This window comes from Williamsia sp. R60, from assembly GCF_054063855.1.
The window spans coordinates 39,011-54,094 of the sequence record NZ_JBSSGR010000005.1 but is presented as its reverse complement, the minus strand read 5'-3'; the positions used below and the strand labels follow the sequence as shown (position 1 = coordinate 54,094).

Genomic DNA, 15,084 nt, shown 5'->3' with positions numbered 1-15,084 from the left:
GGCCGCCACTCAGTCTCTGGGGAGTAGGTGGAACTCCTCGCGGCTGTCACCGTTCCACCGTCGCAACCCGGCCACGGTGGCGGTGAAGGTATCGGGCGAATTGTTGAGCGCCGCAGCGACCTCGGCGATCTGCCCATGGTCGAGTCGACGCGCGAGCGTCACGTGTGGGGTCCAACTCCCCGGCGTCACATGCTGCAGAGGTTCACCCGTCATGTGCGAGGCGGCCGCGCGATAGACGGCCGCATGCAGGTGCAACAACGGCAGTGACGGCACCACGAGACGCGCCGCAGTGGCGCGTCGCCCCCTGAAGATCAGCAGGGCGCCGATGTCTACGGACATTCCCACCACGTCCGTCAACGCTACGAGAGTCGAGTCGATGGCGGGGTCGATCGACTCCGCGGCGACAAGGGTGACGTGCGGCCGATTGGACGTCGACCGGATGTTGCCCTGACTGGGAAGACCTGCTTCGGTCAGCGCGGCCCACTGTTCACCGATGACGGTGTCGGTGTTCTCGTCGAATATGAGCTCGATCGAATGCGCCATCAGCGCTCACCTCGTCCGGGTTTTGTCCAAAAGTTGAGCGGCGCAGCAGGAACGGCCCGACGGGTGGATTGTCGCCGCGTCATCGCTGCCTCGACCACGCGTGGTGGTCATGCACGACAACAGGTGCACGGTCACCGTCGTATCTCTCTATCTGGACCCTCACCAATTGTCCGGTCGAGCCCTGCGCGAGCCGTGAGGTGCCCACGTCATGAGCGAGTACGTTCGGATTACCGTGCACACAGTCGGCGACGTTCGGTGCGCTGTAGTCGTACCAGGCTCCCGTGGAAATCTGTGCGACATGCCGTGCAACGTTGTCATCGAGCACCGCTCCGGCCAGCATCTGCGCAGTCTCGCTGCGGACCAGCACAACATCGCCTTCGTTGATCGAGCGCGCTGCGGCATCGTCGGGGTGGAGGCGAATCGGTTCTCGCCCCTGCACTTTCGAGGCCGCGCTGTACGCGCCGTGGTCGAGCTGGCTGTGCAGCCTCGTCTTCGGGTTGTTGGCGACAAGACACAACGGGTACCGACCCGAGCCGAGCCCGGCCACTTCGGGCGGCGAAAGCCACGCCGGATGCGGCGGACAGTCGTCGTACCCGAAGTCGTCGATGGTGTCCGAGACGATCTCGATCAGGCCGCTCGGGGTCGCCAACGGGTGGGCGATGGGGTCGTTGCGGAAGTCCTGGTACATCACGTGGCCGGCCATCGCGCCGCGAAGATCGAGCCGGCCCTTTTCCCAGAACTGCACGAAGTCTTCTCGGGGCCGGTACTGGTCGGGAGTCACCGCACGCCACTGCTCGTACATCTTCTCCAGCCAGCCGAGTTCGTCCAGATTCTCGGTGAACTCTTCGTGGACACCGAGTCGTTTGCTCAGGTGGGAGAAGACGTCGTAGTCGTTCATCGACTCACCGACGGGAGAGGCGATCTGTCGCATGGCAACCATCGCCTCGTCGAAACGCCCGCAGCCGATGTCGTTTCGTTCGAGTGTGGTGGTCACCGGAAACACGATGTCGGCGTGGCGTGCGGTCGCCGTCCAGAACGGTTCGTGCACGATGACGGTCTCGGGTCGCCCGAACGCGTGTCGGAGGCGCCCGAGATCTTGGTGATGGTGGAACGGGTTGCCGCCGGCCCAATAGATCAGGCGGGTGTCCGGGTAGTTCAGAGTCGTGCCGTTGAATTCGTAGCTCTCACCGGGGTGCAACAGCATGTCTGCGATGCGGGCGACCGGGATGAACTCACGCACCGGGTTGTAGCCCTGACGAAACGTGGGCAGGTCGTACGGGAGTTTGGCGGCGCCCATCCCTCCCGTCGAGCCGTAACCGTGCCCGAAACCCCCACCGGGCAGTCCGATCTGACCGAGGAACGCGGCCAGTGCGATGGAGGCCCACAGGGGCTGTTCGCCGAATGATGCCCGCTGCAGCGACCACGACGTGGTCACCATGGTCCTCGACGACGCCATCCGTCGTGCCAGTGCCGTGATGGTCGCGGCGTCGATACCGCAGATCTGCGCTGCCCAGCGTGCGTCTTTGACCACGCCGTCCGACCGACCGCAGAGGTAGTCGGCGAATCGTTCGGTACCCGCGCAATGGTCGTCGAGAAACTCTTTGTCCCACAGCTTCTCGTCGAGAAGCACCCAGCACAGCGCCAGCATCAGGGCGGTGTCGCTCGCCGGGGTGACGGGTATCCACTGGTCCCGCGGTTGTAATTCGAGGTCGTCCGCCAGCGGGCTGATCAAGACGAACTCGGCACCGCCCTCACGTGCGACGTCGATGGCACCTCGGACGATGTGTTTGCTGACCCCGCCGGCGTTGATCTGGAAGTTCTTGGCGGGGATCCCGCCGAAACACACGAACAACTCGGTGTGTTCACTCATCACCTGCCAGGTGGTCGGCTCGTACAACGGCTCCAGGCCGCCGACCACATGGGGGAGCAATGTCTCCGACGCTCCGTGGCTGTACGTGTGCCGTGACCTGGTATATCCGCCGAGGCAGTTGAGGAACCGGTGCAGTTGGCTCTGTGCATGGTGGAAGCGGCCCGCGCTTGCCCAGCCGTACGAGCCACCGAAGATCGCGGTGTTGCCGAATGTGGAACGCACACGCTCCAATTCGCGTGCGGCCAGGTCGAGCGCGTGGTCCCAGGTCACCTCCACGAACTCATCGTCGCCCCGTGCGCCTGCACCCGGTCCGTCGTTTAGCCATCCGCGGCGGACGTACGGATGCAGGATGCGTGCACGGGTGTCGAGTGATGCCGGGATGTTGCCGAGCAGGGCCGAAGGGTCGGGATCGTCGGTGTCCGGGATGACACGCAATCCGTCGGATTCGACGGATGCAGTGAACAAACCCCAGTGAGAGCTGTTGCCCAGTGCTTCGTTCGGCATGTGGCCAAGTGTCGCAGCAGGCAGGTCTGGGAGCATCGGTGCCATGACACACCCGTATCGGATCGGCCTGATCGACGGCGACGGAATCGGGCCGGAAGTGGTGCCTGCAGCGGCCCGGATCGTGGAAGCGGCGGTCGGTGCCGCCGGTCGCGCAGTCGAGTGGGTACCGCTCGACATCGGACGCGCCGCCATCGAGTCGTACGGGGACGCGATCCCGCAGAAAACGCTGGCTGCCCTGGACGAATTGGAGATGTGGATACTCGGGCCGCACGATTCGGCGGGGTATCCGCCGGAGCACCGCACCGGATTGACGCCAGGCGCCGTCATCCGCAAACGCTTCGATCTGTTCGCCAACATCCGTCCGGCAAAGGCCTATTCGGGGATACCGGCGGTGAACCCGCGGATGGATCTGATCATCGTGCGCGAAAACAGCGAAGGGCTGTACGCAGACCGAAACATGGCGCGGGGCACGGGGGAGTTCATGCCGACACCGGATGTGGCGTTGGCGGTCGGGGTGGTCACCCGAGAGGCGTCGACACGAATTGCGGTGTCCGCGTTCGAACTCGCGATGACCCGTCGAAAACGGGTGACCATCGTGCACAAGGCGAATGTGCTGACGATGACAACCGGATTGTTCCGGGACGTGTGTCGTGACGTCGGCAGGCAGTACCCGGAGGTCGAGGTCGACGAGCAACACGTCGATGCCATGGCTGCGCACCTCGTCCGTCGAGGACACGAGTTCGATGTGGTGGTCACCGAGAACCTCTTCGGCGACATCCTGTCCGACCTCGCCGCGGAGCTGGCCGGTTCGCTCGGTACAGCCGCGTCGGTGAACAGCTCGGCCGACAAGGCGATGGCGCAGGCCGCGCACGGGGCTGCCCCCGACATCGCCGGACGAGGCCTGGCCAACCCGGTGGGCATCATCGGTTCGGCGGCGCTGCTGCTGGACTGGCAGGCCGCGCGAACCAGGGACGGCGCAGCGGCCGACGCGGCGGGCGCGATTCGCGATGCGGTCGAGTCCGTGATCGCCGGTGGTGTCAGTACTCCCGATCTGGGAGGGGCTGCCACGACCGAGGAGTTCACAGCCGCCGTCCTGGAGCGCTTCTAACCCGGTTTGTCGCAACAGAAGATCGCGGTGCCCGGGAAGTAGTGACCGCGCAGTGGACTCCACTGGCCCCACTCCTGGTCGAAACCCTCCGGCCACTCCGGCTCGATCAGATCGACGAGAAGCAGGCCGGCGTCGCGGATCTCCCGGATGCGGTCGCCCAACGTCCGATGGTGCTCGACGTAACTGACGGTGCCATCGCTCTCGGTCTCGACATACGGGGTCCGGTCGAAATAGGGGAGCATCACGGTCAGGCCGGCAGGCCCTGGGTCGTCCGGAAAGGCCCACCGCATCGGGTGGTTGACCGAGAAAACCCACCGGCCACCCGGTTTGAGCACCCGCGCCACCTCCGCCATCACCCCGGCCGAATCGGCCACGAACGGGACGGCGCCGAACGCCGAGCAGACGATGTCGAAGACGTTGTCGGCAAACGGCAGCTGCTCGGCGCCGGCTTGGACGAGCCCTGGCTGTGGACCGCCCCGGGCCATGGCCACCTGCCCGCGCCGCAGCATCTCTCGGGAGAGGTCCAGGCCGATCACCCGCGCGCCCTGCGCGGCAAGCCAACGACTGCACGGCGCGGAACCACAACCCACCTCGAGAACGTCACGGTCGGCGACCTCCCCGAGCAGTCGGACGTCCTCTTCGCGCAGCCCTTCGGGGCACCAGACGAAGTCTCCGTCGGCGCTTTCGGCACCGAGGAAAGCCCCGTGCTCCTCGTGGTAATTCTCCGCATCGGCGTCCCACCAGCGGCGATTCGCCGATACGCTGGTTCGCGAGTCGATTCTGGTGCGCATCAGGTGTTGTGGTTTCGGGGTATTTGCCCAGCCCAGCGGGCCTGGCGTATCCTCAGACACGCGCGTGCCTGAGCCCGCGTGGTTCTTCATGCCGGTCACTCATCTGTGGCCACTGTTGATCCCGCATTACTGTCCCTACAACCCAACCTGTCCGGAGCCATCTAACATATGCCGTCCACGACCATTACCTCACCACAAGTAGCCGTTAACGATATCGGCTCGGCTGAGGATTTTCTTGCCGCCATCGATGCCACTATCAAGTACTTCAATGATGGCGACATCGTCGAGGGCACCATCGTCAAGGTTGACCGCGACGAAGTGCTGCTCGACATCGGTTACAAGACCGAGGGAGTGATCCCGTCCCGCGAACTGTCCATCAAGCACGACGTCGACCCCAGCGAGGTTGTCAGCGTCGGCGATGAGGTGGAAGCACTCGTCCTCACCAAGGAGGACAAAGAGGGTCGGTTGATCCTGTCCAAGAAGCGCGCTCAGTACGAGCGTGCGTGGGGCACCATCGAAGAGCTCAAGGAAAAGGACGAGGCCGTCAAGGGCACCGTCATCGAGGTCGTCAAGGGCGGCCTGATCCTGGACATCGGTCTGCGCGGATTCCTCCCCGCATCGCTGGTGGAGATGCGTCGCGTGCGCGATCTGCAGCCGTACATCGGCAAGGAGATCGAAGCCAAGATCATCGAGCTGGACAAGAACCGGAACAACGTCGTCCTGTCGCGCCGCGCGTGGCTGGAGCAGACGCAGTCCGAGGTGCGCAGCGAGTTCCTGCACCAGCTCCAGAAGGGCCAGGTCCGCAAGGGCGTCGTGTCCTCGATCGTCAACTTCGGCGCATTCGTCGATCTCGGCGGCGTCGACGGCCTGGTGCACGTCTCCGAGCTGTCTTGGAAGCACATCGATCATCCGTCCGAGGTTGTCGCAGTGGGCGACGAGGTCACCGTCGAGGTTCTCGACGTCGATCTCGACCGCGAGCGTGTCTCGTTGTCGCTCAAGGCAACTCAGGAAGATCCGTGGCGTCAGTTCGCCCGCACGCATGCCATCGGGCAGATCGTGCCGGGTAAGGTCACCAAGCTGGTTCCGTTCGGTGCGTTCGTGCGCGTCGAAGAGGGCATCGAAGGCCTCGTCCACATCTCGGAGCTGGCCGAGCGCCACGTCGAGGTGCCGGATCAGGTTGTCGCAGTCGGCGACGACGCGATGGTCAAGGTCATCGACATCGACCTCGAACGTCGCCGGATCTCGTTGAGCCTCAAGCAGGCCAACGAGGACTACACCGAAGAGTTCGACCCGTCGAAGTACGGCATGGCCGACAGCTACGACGAGCAGGGCAACTACATCTTCCCCGAGGGCTTCGACTCCGAGACCAACGAATGGCTCGAAGGTTTCGAGAAGCAGCGGGAAGCGTGGGAGTCGCGCTACGCCGAGGCCGAGCGTCGTCACAAGATGCACACCGCTCAGATGGAGAAGTTCGCCGCTGCCGCCGAGGCCGCTGCCAACGCTCCGACCGACTACTCGTCGGATTCCGCTGACAAGGTCGGTGGTGACGCCGCATCCGCGACGTCCTCCTCGTCGTCGTCGGCGCCGAAGAGTGGTGGATCGCTTGCCAGCGACGAGCAGCTCGCTGCTCTGCGCGAGAAGCTGTCCGGCAACGCCTGATAGAGCACTGACAAGAACGCCCCCGGCCTTTCTGGCCGGGGGCTTTTTTGTGTCTGCACATGCACGTATCGCGTTTTGACAATGATTATCATTACCAAGGATCATCAAATCGTGAAATCTACTCGTGCTCCACAGATCGTGTCGCTCCTCTCGGTGGTTGGCTTGCTTGCCGCATGTGGAAGTGATGGCGGTTCCAGTGATTCGACTTCAACCCAGAGTTCGGTGGCGGCCTCGTCTGCCGTCGAACAACAATCGGCCACACCTCGGTTGGCATACACACACGAGAACGGCATCGAGGTACTCGATGCCGAGTCGCTCGAGCCGGTGGGTGAGGTGGAGACCGAAGGTTTCATCCGCCTCAACCCGGCCGATGACGGACGGCACCTGTTCGTCTCGCAGTCAGACGGTTTCACCGTCTTCGACATGGGAACGTGGACGCGCCAGCACGGCGACCACGGCCATTACTACACTGCTCCGCCGGCGATGACGGACCTGAAGTTCGGCGGCGAAGAGCCGGGCCACGTGGTGCCGCACGATGGCCGGATCACCTTGTTCTCTGACGGTACCGGCGAGATCGACGTCGTACCCCCCGCGGAGCTGTCCCGCGGCAACGCCGAGTCGGAAAAGCACCAGGTTCCTCCGCATCACGGTGTTGCGGTCGCCCGTGAAGACGGCACGTTGGTGACCACTGTCGGCACCGAGGAGTCGCGTAACGGCATCCAGATCCTGGGACCGGACAACGCGGTGCTGGCCACCAACGACCAGTGCCCAGGCGTCCACGGTGAGGCGATGGCCGCCGCCGGAACACTCGCTTTCGGATGCCAGGATGGACTGCTTGTCGTGCGGGGCAACGACATTCGGAAGGTCACCAGCCCTGATCCCTACGGCCGAATCGGAAATCAGGCTGGGTCGGAATCGTCACCGGTGGTACTGGGTGACTACAAGGTGGACAAAGATGCCGAGCTCGAACGGCCCACTCGGGTCACCTTGACCAACACCGAGTCAGGTGAGCTGAAATTGGTGGAACTCGGCACCAGCTACAGCTTCCGTTCACTGGGTCGCGGCCCCAACGGGGAGGCGCTCGTGCTCGGAACCGACGGAGACATCCACGTGATCGACCCGCAGACCGCCGCGGTCACGCGAAAGATCGAAGCCGTGGGGGACTGGACCGAACCTGTCGAGTGGCAAGACCCGCGCCCGACGCTCTTTGTCATGGATTCGGTGGCCTACGTGACCGATCCGAGTGCCAACAAGCTGGTGGCGGTCGACCTCACCAACGGAACCAAGATCGCGGAGACCCAGCTGGACAACACCCCGAACGAGTTGTCGGGTGTCAGTGGCTGATATCGACGTGACCGCTACCGCTTGATGGTTCGGCTCCGATACGTGACACGCTCGTCGAACAAGGACCTGACGGACTCGACCACGATCCGCCGGCGCCACAGATCGCAACCCTGCTGCGCACGCGCACTCGCCGATCTGTGACACTGACCACGTGATTCGAGTAGGTCTGACCGGCGGTATCGGAGCCGGCAAGTCAACGGTGGCGCGCACTCTCGTCGATCGCGGCGCATACATCATCGACGCCGACGTGATCGCGCGCGAGGTGGTGGCTCCCGGCACCGACGGACTGGCCCAGCTGGTCGCGGCCTTCGGAGACGACATCCTGGCGGCGGACGGGAGTCTTGACCGGGCAGCCTTGGCCGCCAAGGCCTTTGTCGATGACGAGCAACGCAAAAAGCTCAACGCCATCACGCATCCCTTGGTCGGTGCCCGCGCGTTCGAGCTCCTCGAGGCTGCCCCGGATGACGCCGTGGTGGTCCAGGACATACCCCTACTGGTCGAGAACGGCAGCGCTCCCTTCTTCCATCTCGTGGTCATCGTCCATGCTGACGAAGAGGACAGGGTGGCGCGGTTGACCGGCCAGCGCGGTATGCCCGAAGCCGATGCCCGGGCGCGGATCAAGGCGCAGGCCTCCGAGGCGGACCGCCGCGCCGTCGCCGACGTCTGGCTCGACAACAGTGGTGGCCCCGACGATCTGGCGGCCTTGGCCCACCATCTGTGGGACGAGAGACTTGTTCCCTACGAACGCAACGTGCGCAGCCGGACGTGCGCCCGGCGGCCGGAGAACCTGGTGGATCACCGCCCGGAGTGGTCGCTCCAGGCCACCCGGTTGAGCAATCGGTTACGTCTTCTGGGTGCGGAGAAGATCGTGGGCGTCACCCATGTCGGACCAACGGCATCCGCCGGGGAAAGGGCCGCCGACGTTCTCGACTTCGAAGTGCAGCTCGCCCCGGATGTCGATCCGGCCGATCTCGACGATGCCCTCGCCGACGGGGGTTTCCCGGCGCTGACGCCCGGACTGCACGCCAACGCCGATCCCGGCCGCGCGGTCACCATCCGTCTGACCACCCCGAGCTGAGCTGCCACCGAGCTGATTGCCCCGACCTGAATGACCCGGGCTTCCCGCGTCAGTCCCAGCTCAGTTCGGCGCCTTGCGCTGCCAGCCAGGACTCGACGTCGTGGTTGTGCTCGGCGGCACCAGCCATCGTGCGTGCAGCGATGCGCACTGCTGCCTCGGCCCGGTCGTGCGGCAACAGCCACGCCGCGTGCGCGTCGAACAGCTCGTCGACGTCCTCGAGCTCGAGCGGCCGTCCGGGGCGGTCGATCAGGTCGAGGTACCAGTCCTCGGAATGCCAGCGGCCGTGTGCGTCGGGACCGGTGAACATCCCGACGTCGATGTAGAGCCGCTGGTCACGCTCGAAGCCGGCTCGGTAGTGGAAGATGCTGACGCGTAGACCGAAGCCCGGGAGCAACCAGGACTGCAGGCGGTGGAACTCAGCGTGGTCGGCAGGGCGGTCCATATAGAGCCCGAAGTCGGTCGTCCGGTAGACGTCGACCTGTCGCCGGAAGCCTTTCGGATCGGTGTTCGTGCCCGCCGCGACGTCGAAAACCTCGTGTTTGGGTGGATGCAACGCGGCCATGCAGCACGCTAACCCACCGCGGCGCGACGAGATCGACGCCGAGCCGGTGCGTCTCCTGTGTTCGCGCACGGCGCATTCGGAGGGCGCCGCATGTCGGACGTCGCGTTTACTCTGGATACATGGCTTTTGCAGCAGAACATCCGGTCGTTGCGCACTCGGAATTCCGGCCGGTCGGGGAGATCGAGCGGTCACACGCACCTTTTCAGGTGGTCAGTGACCACAAGCCGGCCGGTGACCAGCCGACCGCGATCAAAGAACTCGAGCGGCGTCTGCGTGCCGGAGAGAAGGACGTGGTGCTGCTCGGTGCCACCGGTACCGGTAAATCCGCGACCACGGCCTGGCTGATCGAGAAGGTACAACGCCCGACCCTGGTGATGGCACCCAACAAGACGCTTGCCGCGCAGCTCGCCAACGAGCTGCGGGACATGTTGCCGCACAACGCAGTCGAGTACTTCGTCTCGTATTACGACTACTACCAGCCCGAGGCGTACATCGCTCAGACCGACACCTACATCGAGAAGGACAGCTCGATCAACGACGACGTCGAACGGTTGCGGCACTCGGCCACGTTCAACCTGCTGTCGCGGCGGGATGTTGTGGTGGTTGCCTCGGTGTCGTGCATCTACGGTCTCGGTACCCCGCAGTCATATCTCGACCGTTCGGTTCATCTGGACGTCGGCCAGGAGGTCGACCGGGATGCGTTGCTGCGCCTGCTCGTCGACGTGCAGTACACCCGCAACGACGTGAGTTTCACCCGCGGCAGCTTCCGGGTACGCGGCGACACCGTCGAGATCATCCCGTCGTACGAGGAATTGGCGGTGAGGATCGAGTTCTTCGGCGACGAGATCGAGGCCTTGTACTACCTGCACCCCTTGACCGGTGACGTGGTGCGTCAGGTCGAGAACCTCCGCATCTTCCCGGCCACGCACTACGTCGCCGGGCCCGACCGGATGGAGCGGGCCATCGCCTCGATCGAGGCCGAACTCGAGGAGCGGCTCGCCGAACTCGAGGGCAAGGGCAAGCTGCTCGAGGCACAGCGCCTACGGATGCGCACCAACTACGACGTCGAGATGATGCGGCAGGTCGGGTTCTGTTCTGGCATCGAGAACTACTCGCGGCACATCGACGGTCGCGGTCCGGGTACCGCACCGGCAACGCTCATCGACTACTTCCCCGAGGACTTCCTGCTTGTCATCGACGAGTCGCATGTCACGGTTCCGCAGATCGGCGCCATGTACGAGGGGGACATGTCGCGTAAACGCAACCTGGTGGATTTCGGTTTCCGTCTGCCATCGGCCGTGGACAACCGGCCACTCACGTGGAGTGAGTTCGTCGACCGGATCGGGCAGACGGTGTACCTGTCGGCCACGCCCGGCCCGTATGAGCTGGGCCAGGCAAACGGTGAGTTCGTCGAACAGGTGATCCGGCCTACCGGTCTCGTCGATCCGCAGGTGGTGGTTAAACCCACCAAGGGCCAGATCGACGACCTGGTGCACGAGATCAAGCTGCGCACCGACAAGGACGAACGCGTCTTGGTGACCACACTGACCAAGAAGATGTCCGAGGACCTCACCGACTACCTGCTGGAGCTGGGCATCCGGGTGCGGTATCTCCACTCGGAGGTCGACACCCTTCGCCGTGTGGAACTCCTCCGGCAGCTGCGCACCGGTGAATACGACGTCCTGGTCGGTATCAACCTGCTCCGCGAGGGGCTCGACCTTCCCGAGGTGTCGCTCGTGGCCATCCTCGACGCCGACAAGGAGGGGTTCCTGCGCAGCACCACCAGCCTCATCCAGACGATCGGGCGTGCGGCGCGAAACGTGTCCGGTGAAGTTCACATGTACGCCGACAAGATCACCGACTCGATGCGCAACGCCATCGACGAAACCGACCGCCGTCGCGAGAAGCAGATCGCCTACAACAAGAAGATGGGCGTCGACCCGCAGCCACTGCGCAAGAAGATTGCCGACATCCTCGACCAGGTGTACGAGGAAGCCGAGGACAACGCTGTCGCGATCGGCGGTTCGGGGCGCAACTCGAGTCGCGGTCGCAGGGCCCAGGGCGAGCCCGGCCGGTCGTCGTCGTCTTCGGGTGTCCTCGACTCGCGCGACGTCTCGGCCATGCCTCGTGCCGAGCTCGCCGACCTCATCGCTGCACTCACGGACCAGATGATGAATGCGGCTCGGGATCTGCAGTTCGAGCTCGCGGGCCGATTGCGAGACGAGATCGCAGACCTCAAGAAGGAGCTGCGTGGCATGGATGCAGCCGGAATCCGCTGAACCCGGCCGACTGTGATCGTCATGACGATGGGCTGTTCTTCCTGGTCAACGGTACGTCTGACGGTCCCGTCGGCCGATACCACGTAATCGAACGGCCGTTACGGGATACCCTCTCCACGGAAGATGCCGCCCGGGGTGGCAGGGGCACGGACAATCGTCGGCGCCCGTGATCTACACAGAACATTGATGGAGGATGGATGAGCGCATACCAGACCGTCGTTGTGGGAACCGATGGTTCTGAATCGTCGATGAAGGCGGTTGAGCGGGCAGGCGCGATCAGTGGTGACAAAGCGCAACTGATCATCGCTTGCGCCTACTTTCCGACCGACGATCGTGACGTTTCCGCAGTCTCGGATGTGCTCAAGGAAGAGGCGTACCAGGTCCACGGATCTGCGCCCACCGAAGAGATCCTGCGAACGGCGCGCGAGCGTGCGGCCAACGCCGGGGGCGGCAACATCTCCACCCGGCCAGTGGTCGGATCACCTGTCGACGCATTGCTGAACCTCGTTGCCGACAGCAAGGCCGATCTGCTTGTCGTCGGTAACAAGGGTCTGAACTCGATTGCAGGACGGCTGCTGGGTTCGGTGCCCGCCGATGTTGCGCGCAAGTCGAAGTGTGACGTCCTGATCGTTCACACGGTCTGAGCAGGCGCCCGGAGCGGTTCGGGCAACTCGGCGTTGTGCACAATCGCCAACTGCTGAGTTGCCCGGGTCAGCGCCACGTAGAGGTCGCCCCACCCGCGTGCCGACTGGCCGACGATCATGGCCGGTTCGACCACCACTGTGCGGTCGAACTCCAATCCCTTGCACTGCGCCACGGTCAGTACCGACAGTTCGGGTGAGTTCTCGATCTCTCCGGTCACCGCCCTGATCTGGTCCACCAGTCCGTCCGGCGCAATGATCGCTGCTATGCCGTCGAGTGATGCCGTGGCCAACTTGGCCGCGGTGGCCGGAAGGTCGTCGACCGACGTCCGCTCGAACGTCGGGGCCTTGCCGCTCGACCGGATCGAGTTCGGGGCGGCCATGTCGGGGTCGATGCGTTCGAGGATCGGGGCAGCCACCGCCATGATCTCGCTGGGCGTCCGGTAGTTCACCGTCAGGTCGTACTTACGCCAGCGCCGTGCCACGTAGGGACTGAGGACTTCGTCCCATGACGTGGTGCCCGCCGGATCTCCGGTCTGCGCGGTGTCGCCGATGACCGTCATCCAGCGGTTGGGTATGCGGCGCATGATCATTCGCCAGGCCATTGCCGACAGTTCCTGGGCTTCGTCGACGATCACGTGACCGAAGGCCCACGTCCGGTCGTTGTAGGCGCGCTCGGCGGTTGTCAGGGCAACCCTGGTGGTCTGTCGCGCAGCGAGCTGTTCGGCGTCGATCAGGTCGTAGGCCATCAAGATCTCGGGGTCCAGCTCGTCTTCGAGGTCTTGCGGTGCCGAACCGGTCAGGATGTCGAGGGCGTCCTGTGCCTCGGACAGCTTCTGTCGCCACTGGGCTCGCTCACGTTCTTCGTCACCGTCGTCGTCGACGCCGATGATCTCCGCGAGTTCGTCGAGCAACGGCGCGTCGGCCGCGCTGAATCCGCCGCGCTGTGTTCGCAGGATGGATTGACGCTCGCTGTCGGACCATGTCGGGGTTGCAGAGGCAATCCGTTCGGGTGAGGTCAACAGGTCCGCCAGGACAACCTGTGGTGAGAGCTGCGGCCAGAAGTGCGCCAGGGCGGCATTGATGTCGGGATCGGCCCGCATCTCGTCGCGGATGTCGGCGATGTCCATGTTGCTCAGCAACTGCGATCCGTCGATCAGGCTTGCGCCGATCCGCTCGGCGTGCTGCTGCGCCAGCGAGTCGAACGCCGACCGCAGGAAGACCGATCGAGCGTGATTGTGTGGGCGCCGAGACGATCGTGCCCGACCCCTGGCGCGCTGGATCACCTTGCTGCTGATCGTGAGTGGGTAGCCGTCGAACCTCAGCTCGATGGGCGACTTCGGCAATTCCTGCCGATCACGTACGGCCTGCCGCAGTACATCGACGATCGCGAGGTCGCCTTTGAGAGTGGTGGCGACGGGGTTGTCGGTCAACGATGCCCGTACGCCCGGGTAGAGGTCGCCGACGGTGGACAGCAATACACCGCTCTCGCCGAGGGAGGGGAGCACCTGGCCGATGTAGTTCAAGAAGGTGGTGTTGGGGCCCACGATGAGCACACCGCTGCGCGCGAGGGTGTCGCGGTAGGTGTAGAGCAGATACGCCGCACGGTGCAGGGCCACCGCCGTCTTCCCGGTTCCCGGTCCGCCCTGCACCACCAGGACGCCGCGGTGCGAGGCACGGATGATCTCGTCCTGCTCACGCTGGATGGTCTCGACGATGTCGGTCATGTGCCCGGTGCGGGCGGCATTCAAGGCGTTGATCAGGGCGGATTCGTTCACCACGTCGCCGTGACCGGTGGTGTCGGCATCCTCGAGTTCGGTCATGTCGAGCCGCTCGTCGTTGACGGCGGTGATCTTGCGGTTGCGGGTTCGGATGTGGCGACGGACTTGCACGCCCTCTGGAGAGGCTGGGGTGGCCAGGTAGAACGGCCGGCTCATCGGTGCGCGCCAGTCGAGCAGCAGGGTGCTGTCCTGCTCGTCGTCGTCCAGGATGCCGATACGGCCGATACGGCGAACCTCCCCGGTCTCGAGATCGAGACGACCGAAGTAGAGGTTGTGTTCGGCGGCATCGAACTTCGTCAGATCGTCGGTGTAGAGGCGCTCGTAGGACTCACGCTCGGACCGGGCCTGCGGCGTTCCGCCGGTGTCGCGGAGGGCAGACGCCAACCGCGACTGGGTGTTGCGGCGCATCCGGTCCAATCGGCCGTACACCCGGTCGAGATGACGCTGTTCAGCCTCGAACACGATCCTCCTCGTTGTGGTGGAGCAAAAATAGTGCCAAAGGATAACGCGGTGGCCCGGGAGATCGTTCCCGGACCACCGCGTCGTCAGGTGTCCATCATCGAGGGGGCCGCACCGGCCGTCGCAACCGGGTCGGGCGTTCGGGCGGCGAATCGAGAGTCGAGTGCGCCGCCCGCCGATCAGGCGTCGAGGTCGGACGCCACCAGTTTGGCAATGGTGTCCAGCGCAGCCTGGTCTTCGCTCTCGACGGTGACCTCGGTGCCGGCGGTGGCGCCGAGGGTCATGATGAGCAGAGCCGATCCGGCATCCACCGGTTCGCCGCCCGCGACCGAAAGAGTCACCGGGACACCGGCTTCGGCTACTGCTTCGGCGATGACCGCGGCGGGGCGGGCGTGCAGGCCGACTGACGAACCGACTGGGACGTTGGTGCTGGGCATGATTTCTCCTTTGTTGACAATTGGTTTC

The 15,084-nt window shown here is 64.6% G+C and carries 12 protein-coding genes; 6 read left to right on the top strand and 6 right to left on the bottom strand.

Annotated elements, in window-relative coordinates; translation table 11 throughout:
• Nucleotides 1-9 precede the first annotated feature (9 nt).
• Nucleotides 10-543 (bottom strand): 2'-5' RNA ligase family protein, encoded by a 534-nt coding sequence (locus ACVWY6_RS23010; RefSeq protein WP_457541252.1) that lies wholly within the window; start codon nt 541-543, stop codon nt 10-12.
• Nucleotides 544-622: 79 nt separating this feature from the next.
• Entirely contained in the window at nt 623-2,917 is a 2,295-nt protein-coding gene (locus ACVWY6_RS23005; protein ID WP_457541250.1) for a molybdopterin-dependent oxidoreductase, read from the bottom strand.
• A 43-nt stretch (nt 2,918-2,960) separates the two neighbouring features.
• On the opposite strand from ACVWY6_RS23005, the gene ACVWY6_RS23000 reads away from it, so the two are divergent.
• Nucleotides 2,961-4,025 (top strand): isocitrate/isopropylmalate dehydrogenase family protein, encoded by a 1,065-nt coding sequence (locus tag ACVWY6_RS23000; protein ID WP_023960728.1) that lies wholly within the window; start codon nt 2,961-2,963, stop codon nt 4,023-4,025.
• On the opposite strand, the gene ACVWY6_RS22995 is transcribed toward ACVWY6_RS23000, so the two are convergent.
• The gene (locus ACVWY6_RS22995) at nt 4,022-4,816 is read right to left on the bottom strand and encodes a class I SAM-dependent methyltransferase (RefSeq protein WP_023960726.1); all 795 of its coding nucleotides are present in this window, start codon (nt 4,814-4,816) and stop codon (nt 4,022-4,024) included. The two genes, ACVWY6_RS23000 and ACVWY6_RS22995, sit on opposite strands and share 4 nt — an antisense overlap.
• Nucleotides 4,817-4,984: 168 nt before the next feature.
• Here ACVWY6_RS22995 and rpsA point away from each other — a divergent pair, with 168 nt between their 5' ends.
• The 3 genes from rpsA to coaE all read left to right on the top strand — a co-directional run bounded on the left by rpsA (nt 4,985) and on the right by coaE (nt 8,897).
• Nucleotides 4,985-6,475 carry a 30S ribosomal protein S1 gene (gene rpsA / locus ACVWY6_RS22990; RefSeq protein WP_023960724.1) on the top strand — a complete coding sequence of 497 codons (1,491 nt, stop codon included), beginning with the start codon at nt 4,985-4,987 and terminating at the stop codon, nt 6,473-6,475.
• Between the two features lie 81 nt (nt 6,476-6,556).
• The gene (gene aztD / locus ACVWY6_RS22985) at nt 6,557-7,819 is read left to right on the top strand and encodes a zinc metallochaperone AztD (RefSeq protein ID WP_457541247.1); all 1,263 of its coding nucleotides are present in this window, start codon (nt 6,557-6,559) and stop codon (nt 7,817-7,819) included.
• 151 nt (nt 7,820-7,970) lie between these two features.
• Nucleotides 7,971-8,897 (top strand): dephospho-CoA kinase, encoded by a 927-nt coding sequence (gene coaE, locus ACVWY6_RS22980; protein WP_457541245.1) that lies wholly within the window; start codon nt 7,971-7,973, stop codon nt 8,895-8,897.
• 49 nt (nt 8,898-8,946) lie between these two features.
• Here coaE and ACVWY6_RS22975 read toward each other — a convergent pair whose 3' ends face one another.
• Nucleotides 8,947-9,459 carry a DUF402 domain-containing protein gene (locus ACVWY6_RS22975; RefSeq protein WP_457541244.1) on the bottom strand — a complete coding sequence of 171 codons (513 nt, stop codon included), beginning with the start codon at nt 9,457-9,459 and terminating at the stop codon, nt 8,947-8,949.
• A gap of 119 nt (nt 9,460-9,578) precedes the next feature.
• Between ACVWY6_RS22975 and uvrB the strand changes: the two genes are divergently transcribed.
• Complete coding sequence (gene uvrB / locus ACVWY6_RS22970) at nt 9,579-11,738, top strand: excinuclease ABC subunit UvrB (protein WP_457541242.1); 2,160 nt, start codon at nt 9,579-9,581, stop codon at nt 11,736-11,738.
• 197 nt (nt 11,739-11,935) lie between these two features.
• A complete protein-coding gene (locus ACVWY6_RS22965) occupies nt 11,936-12,382 on the top strand; it encodes a universal stress protein (protein ID WP_023960716.1) in 447 nt (148 codons plus the stop codon).
• On the opposite strand, the gene ACVWY6_RS22960 is transcribed toward ACVWY6_RS22965, so the two are convergent.
• Together ACVWY6_RS22960 and ACVWY6_RS22955 are read right to left on the bottom strand one after the other, a co-directional pair.
• Nucleotides 12,370-14,568 (bottom strand): HelD family protein, encoded by a 2,199-nt coding sequence (locus tag ACVWY6_RS22960; protein ID WP_457541411.1) that lies wholly within the window; start codon nt 14,566-14,568, stop codon nt 12,370-12,372. The two genes, ACVWY6_RS22965 and ACVWY6_RS22960, sit on opposite strands and share 13 nt — an antisense overlap.
• A 230-nt stretch (nt 14,569-14,798) precedes the next feature.
• Nucleotides 14,799-15,056, bottom strand: a complete 258-nt coding sequence (locus tag ACVWY6_RS22955) for an HPr family phosphocarrier protein (RefSeq protein ID WP_023960713.1) — start codon at nt 15,054-15,056, stop codon at nt 14,799-14,801.
• Between the last annotated feature and the right edge of the window lie 28 nt (nt 15,057-15,084).

What these genes read in the sequence shown, in the direction of transcription:
- ACVWY6_RS23005 (WP_457541250.1), bottom strand. Translation starts at nt 2,917, where the DNA reads ATGCCGAACGAAGCACTGGGCAACAGCTCTCACTGGGGTTTGTTCACT.
- ACVWY6_RS22975 (WP_457541244.1), bottom strand. Translation starts at nt 9,459, where the DNA reads ATGGCCGCGTTGCATCCACCCAAACACGAGGTTTTCGACGTCGCGGCG.
- ACVWY6_RS22960 (WP_457541411.1), bottom strand. Translation starts at nt 14,568, where the DNA reads ATGCGCCGCAACACCCAGTCGCGGTTGGCGTCTGCCCTCCGCGACACC.
- ACVWY6_RS23010 (WP_457541252.1), bottom strand. Translation starts at nt 543, where the DNA reads ATGGCGCATTCGATCGAGCTCATATTCGACGAGAACACCGACACCGTC.
- ACVWY6_RS23000 (WP_023960728.1), top strand. Translation starts at nt 2,961, where the DNA reads ATGACACACCCGTATCGGATCGGCCTGATCGACGGCGACGGAATCGGG.
- ACVWY6_RS22955 (WP_023960713.1), bottom strand. Translation starts at nt 15,056, where the DNA reads ATGCCCAGCACCAACGTCCCAGTCGGTTCGTCAGTCGGCCTGCACGCC.
- aztD (WP_457541247.1), top strand. Translation starts at nt 6,557, where the DNA reads ATGATTATCATTACCAAGGATCATCAAATCGTGAAATCTACTCGTGCT.
- ACVWY6_RS22965 (WP_023960716.1), top strand. Translation starts at nt 11,936, where the DNA reads ATGAGCGCATACCAGACCGTCGTTGTGGGAACCGATGGTTCTGAATCG.
- rpsA (WP_023960724.1), top strand. Translation starts at nt 4,985, where the DNA reads ATGCCGTCCACGACCATTACCTCACCACAAGTAGCCGTTAACGATATC.
- ACVWY6_RS22995 (WP_023960726.1), bottom strand. Translation starts at nt 4,816, where the DNA reads ATGCGCACCAGAATCGACTCGCGAACCAGCGTATCGGCGAATCGCCGC.
- uvrB (WP_457541242.1), top strand. Translation starts at nt 9,579, where the DNA reads ATGGCTTTTGCAGCAGAACATCCGGTCGTTGCGCACTCGGAATTCCGG.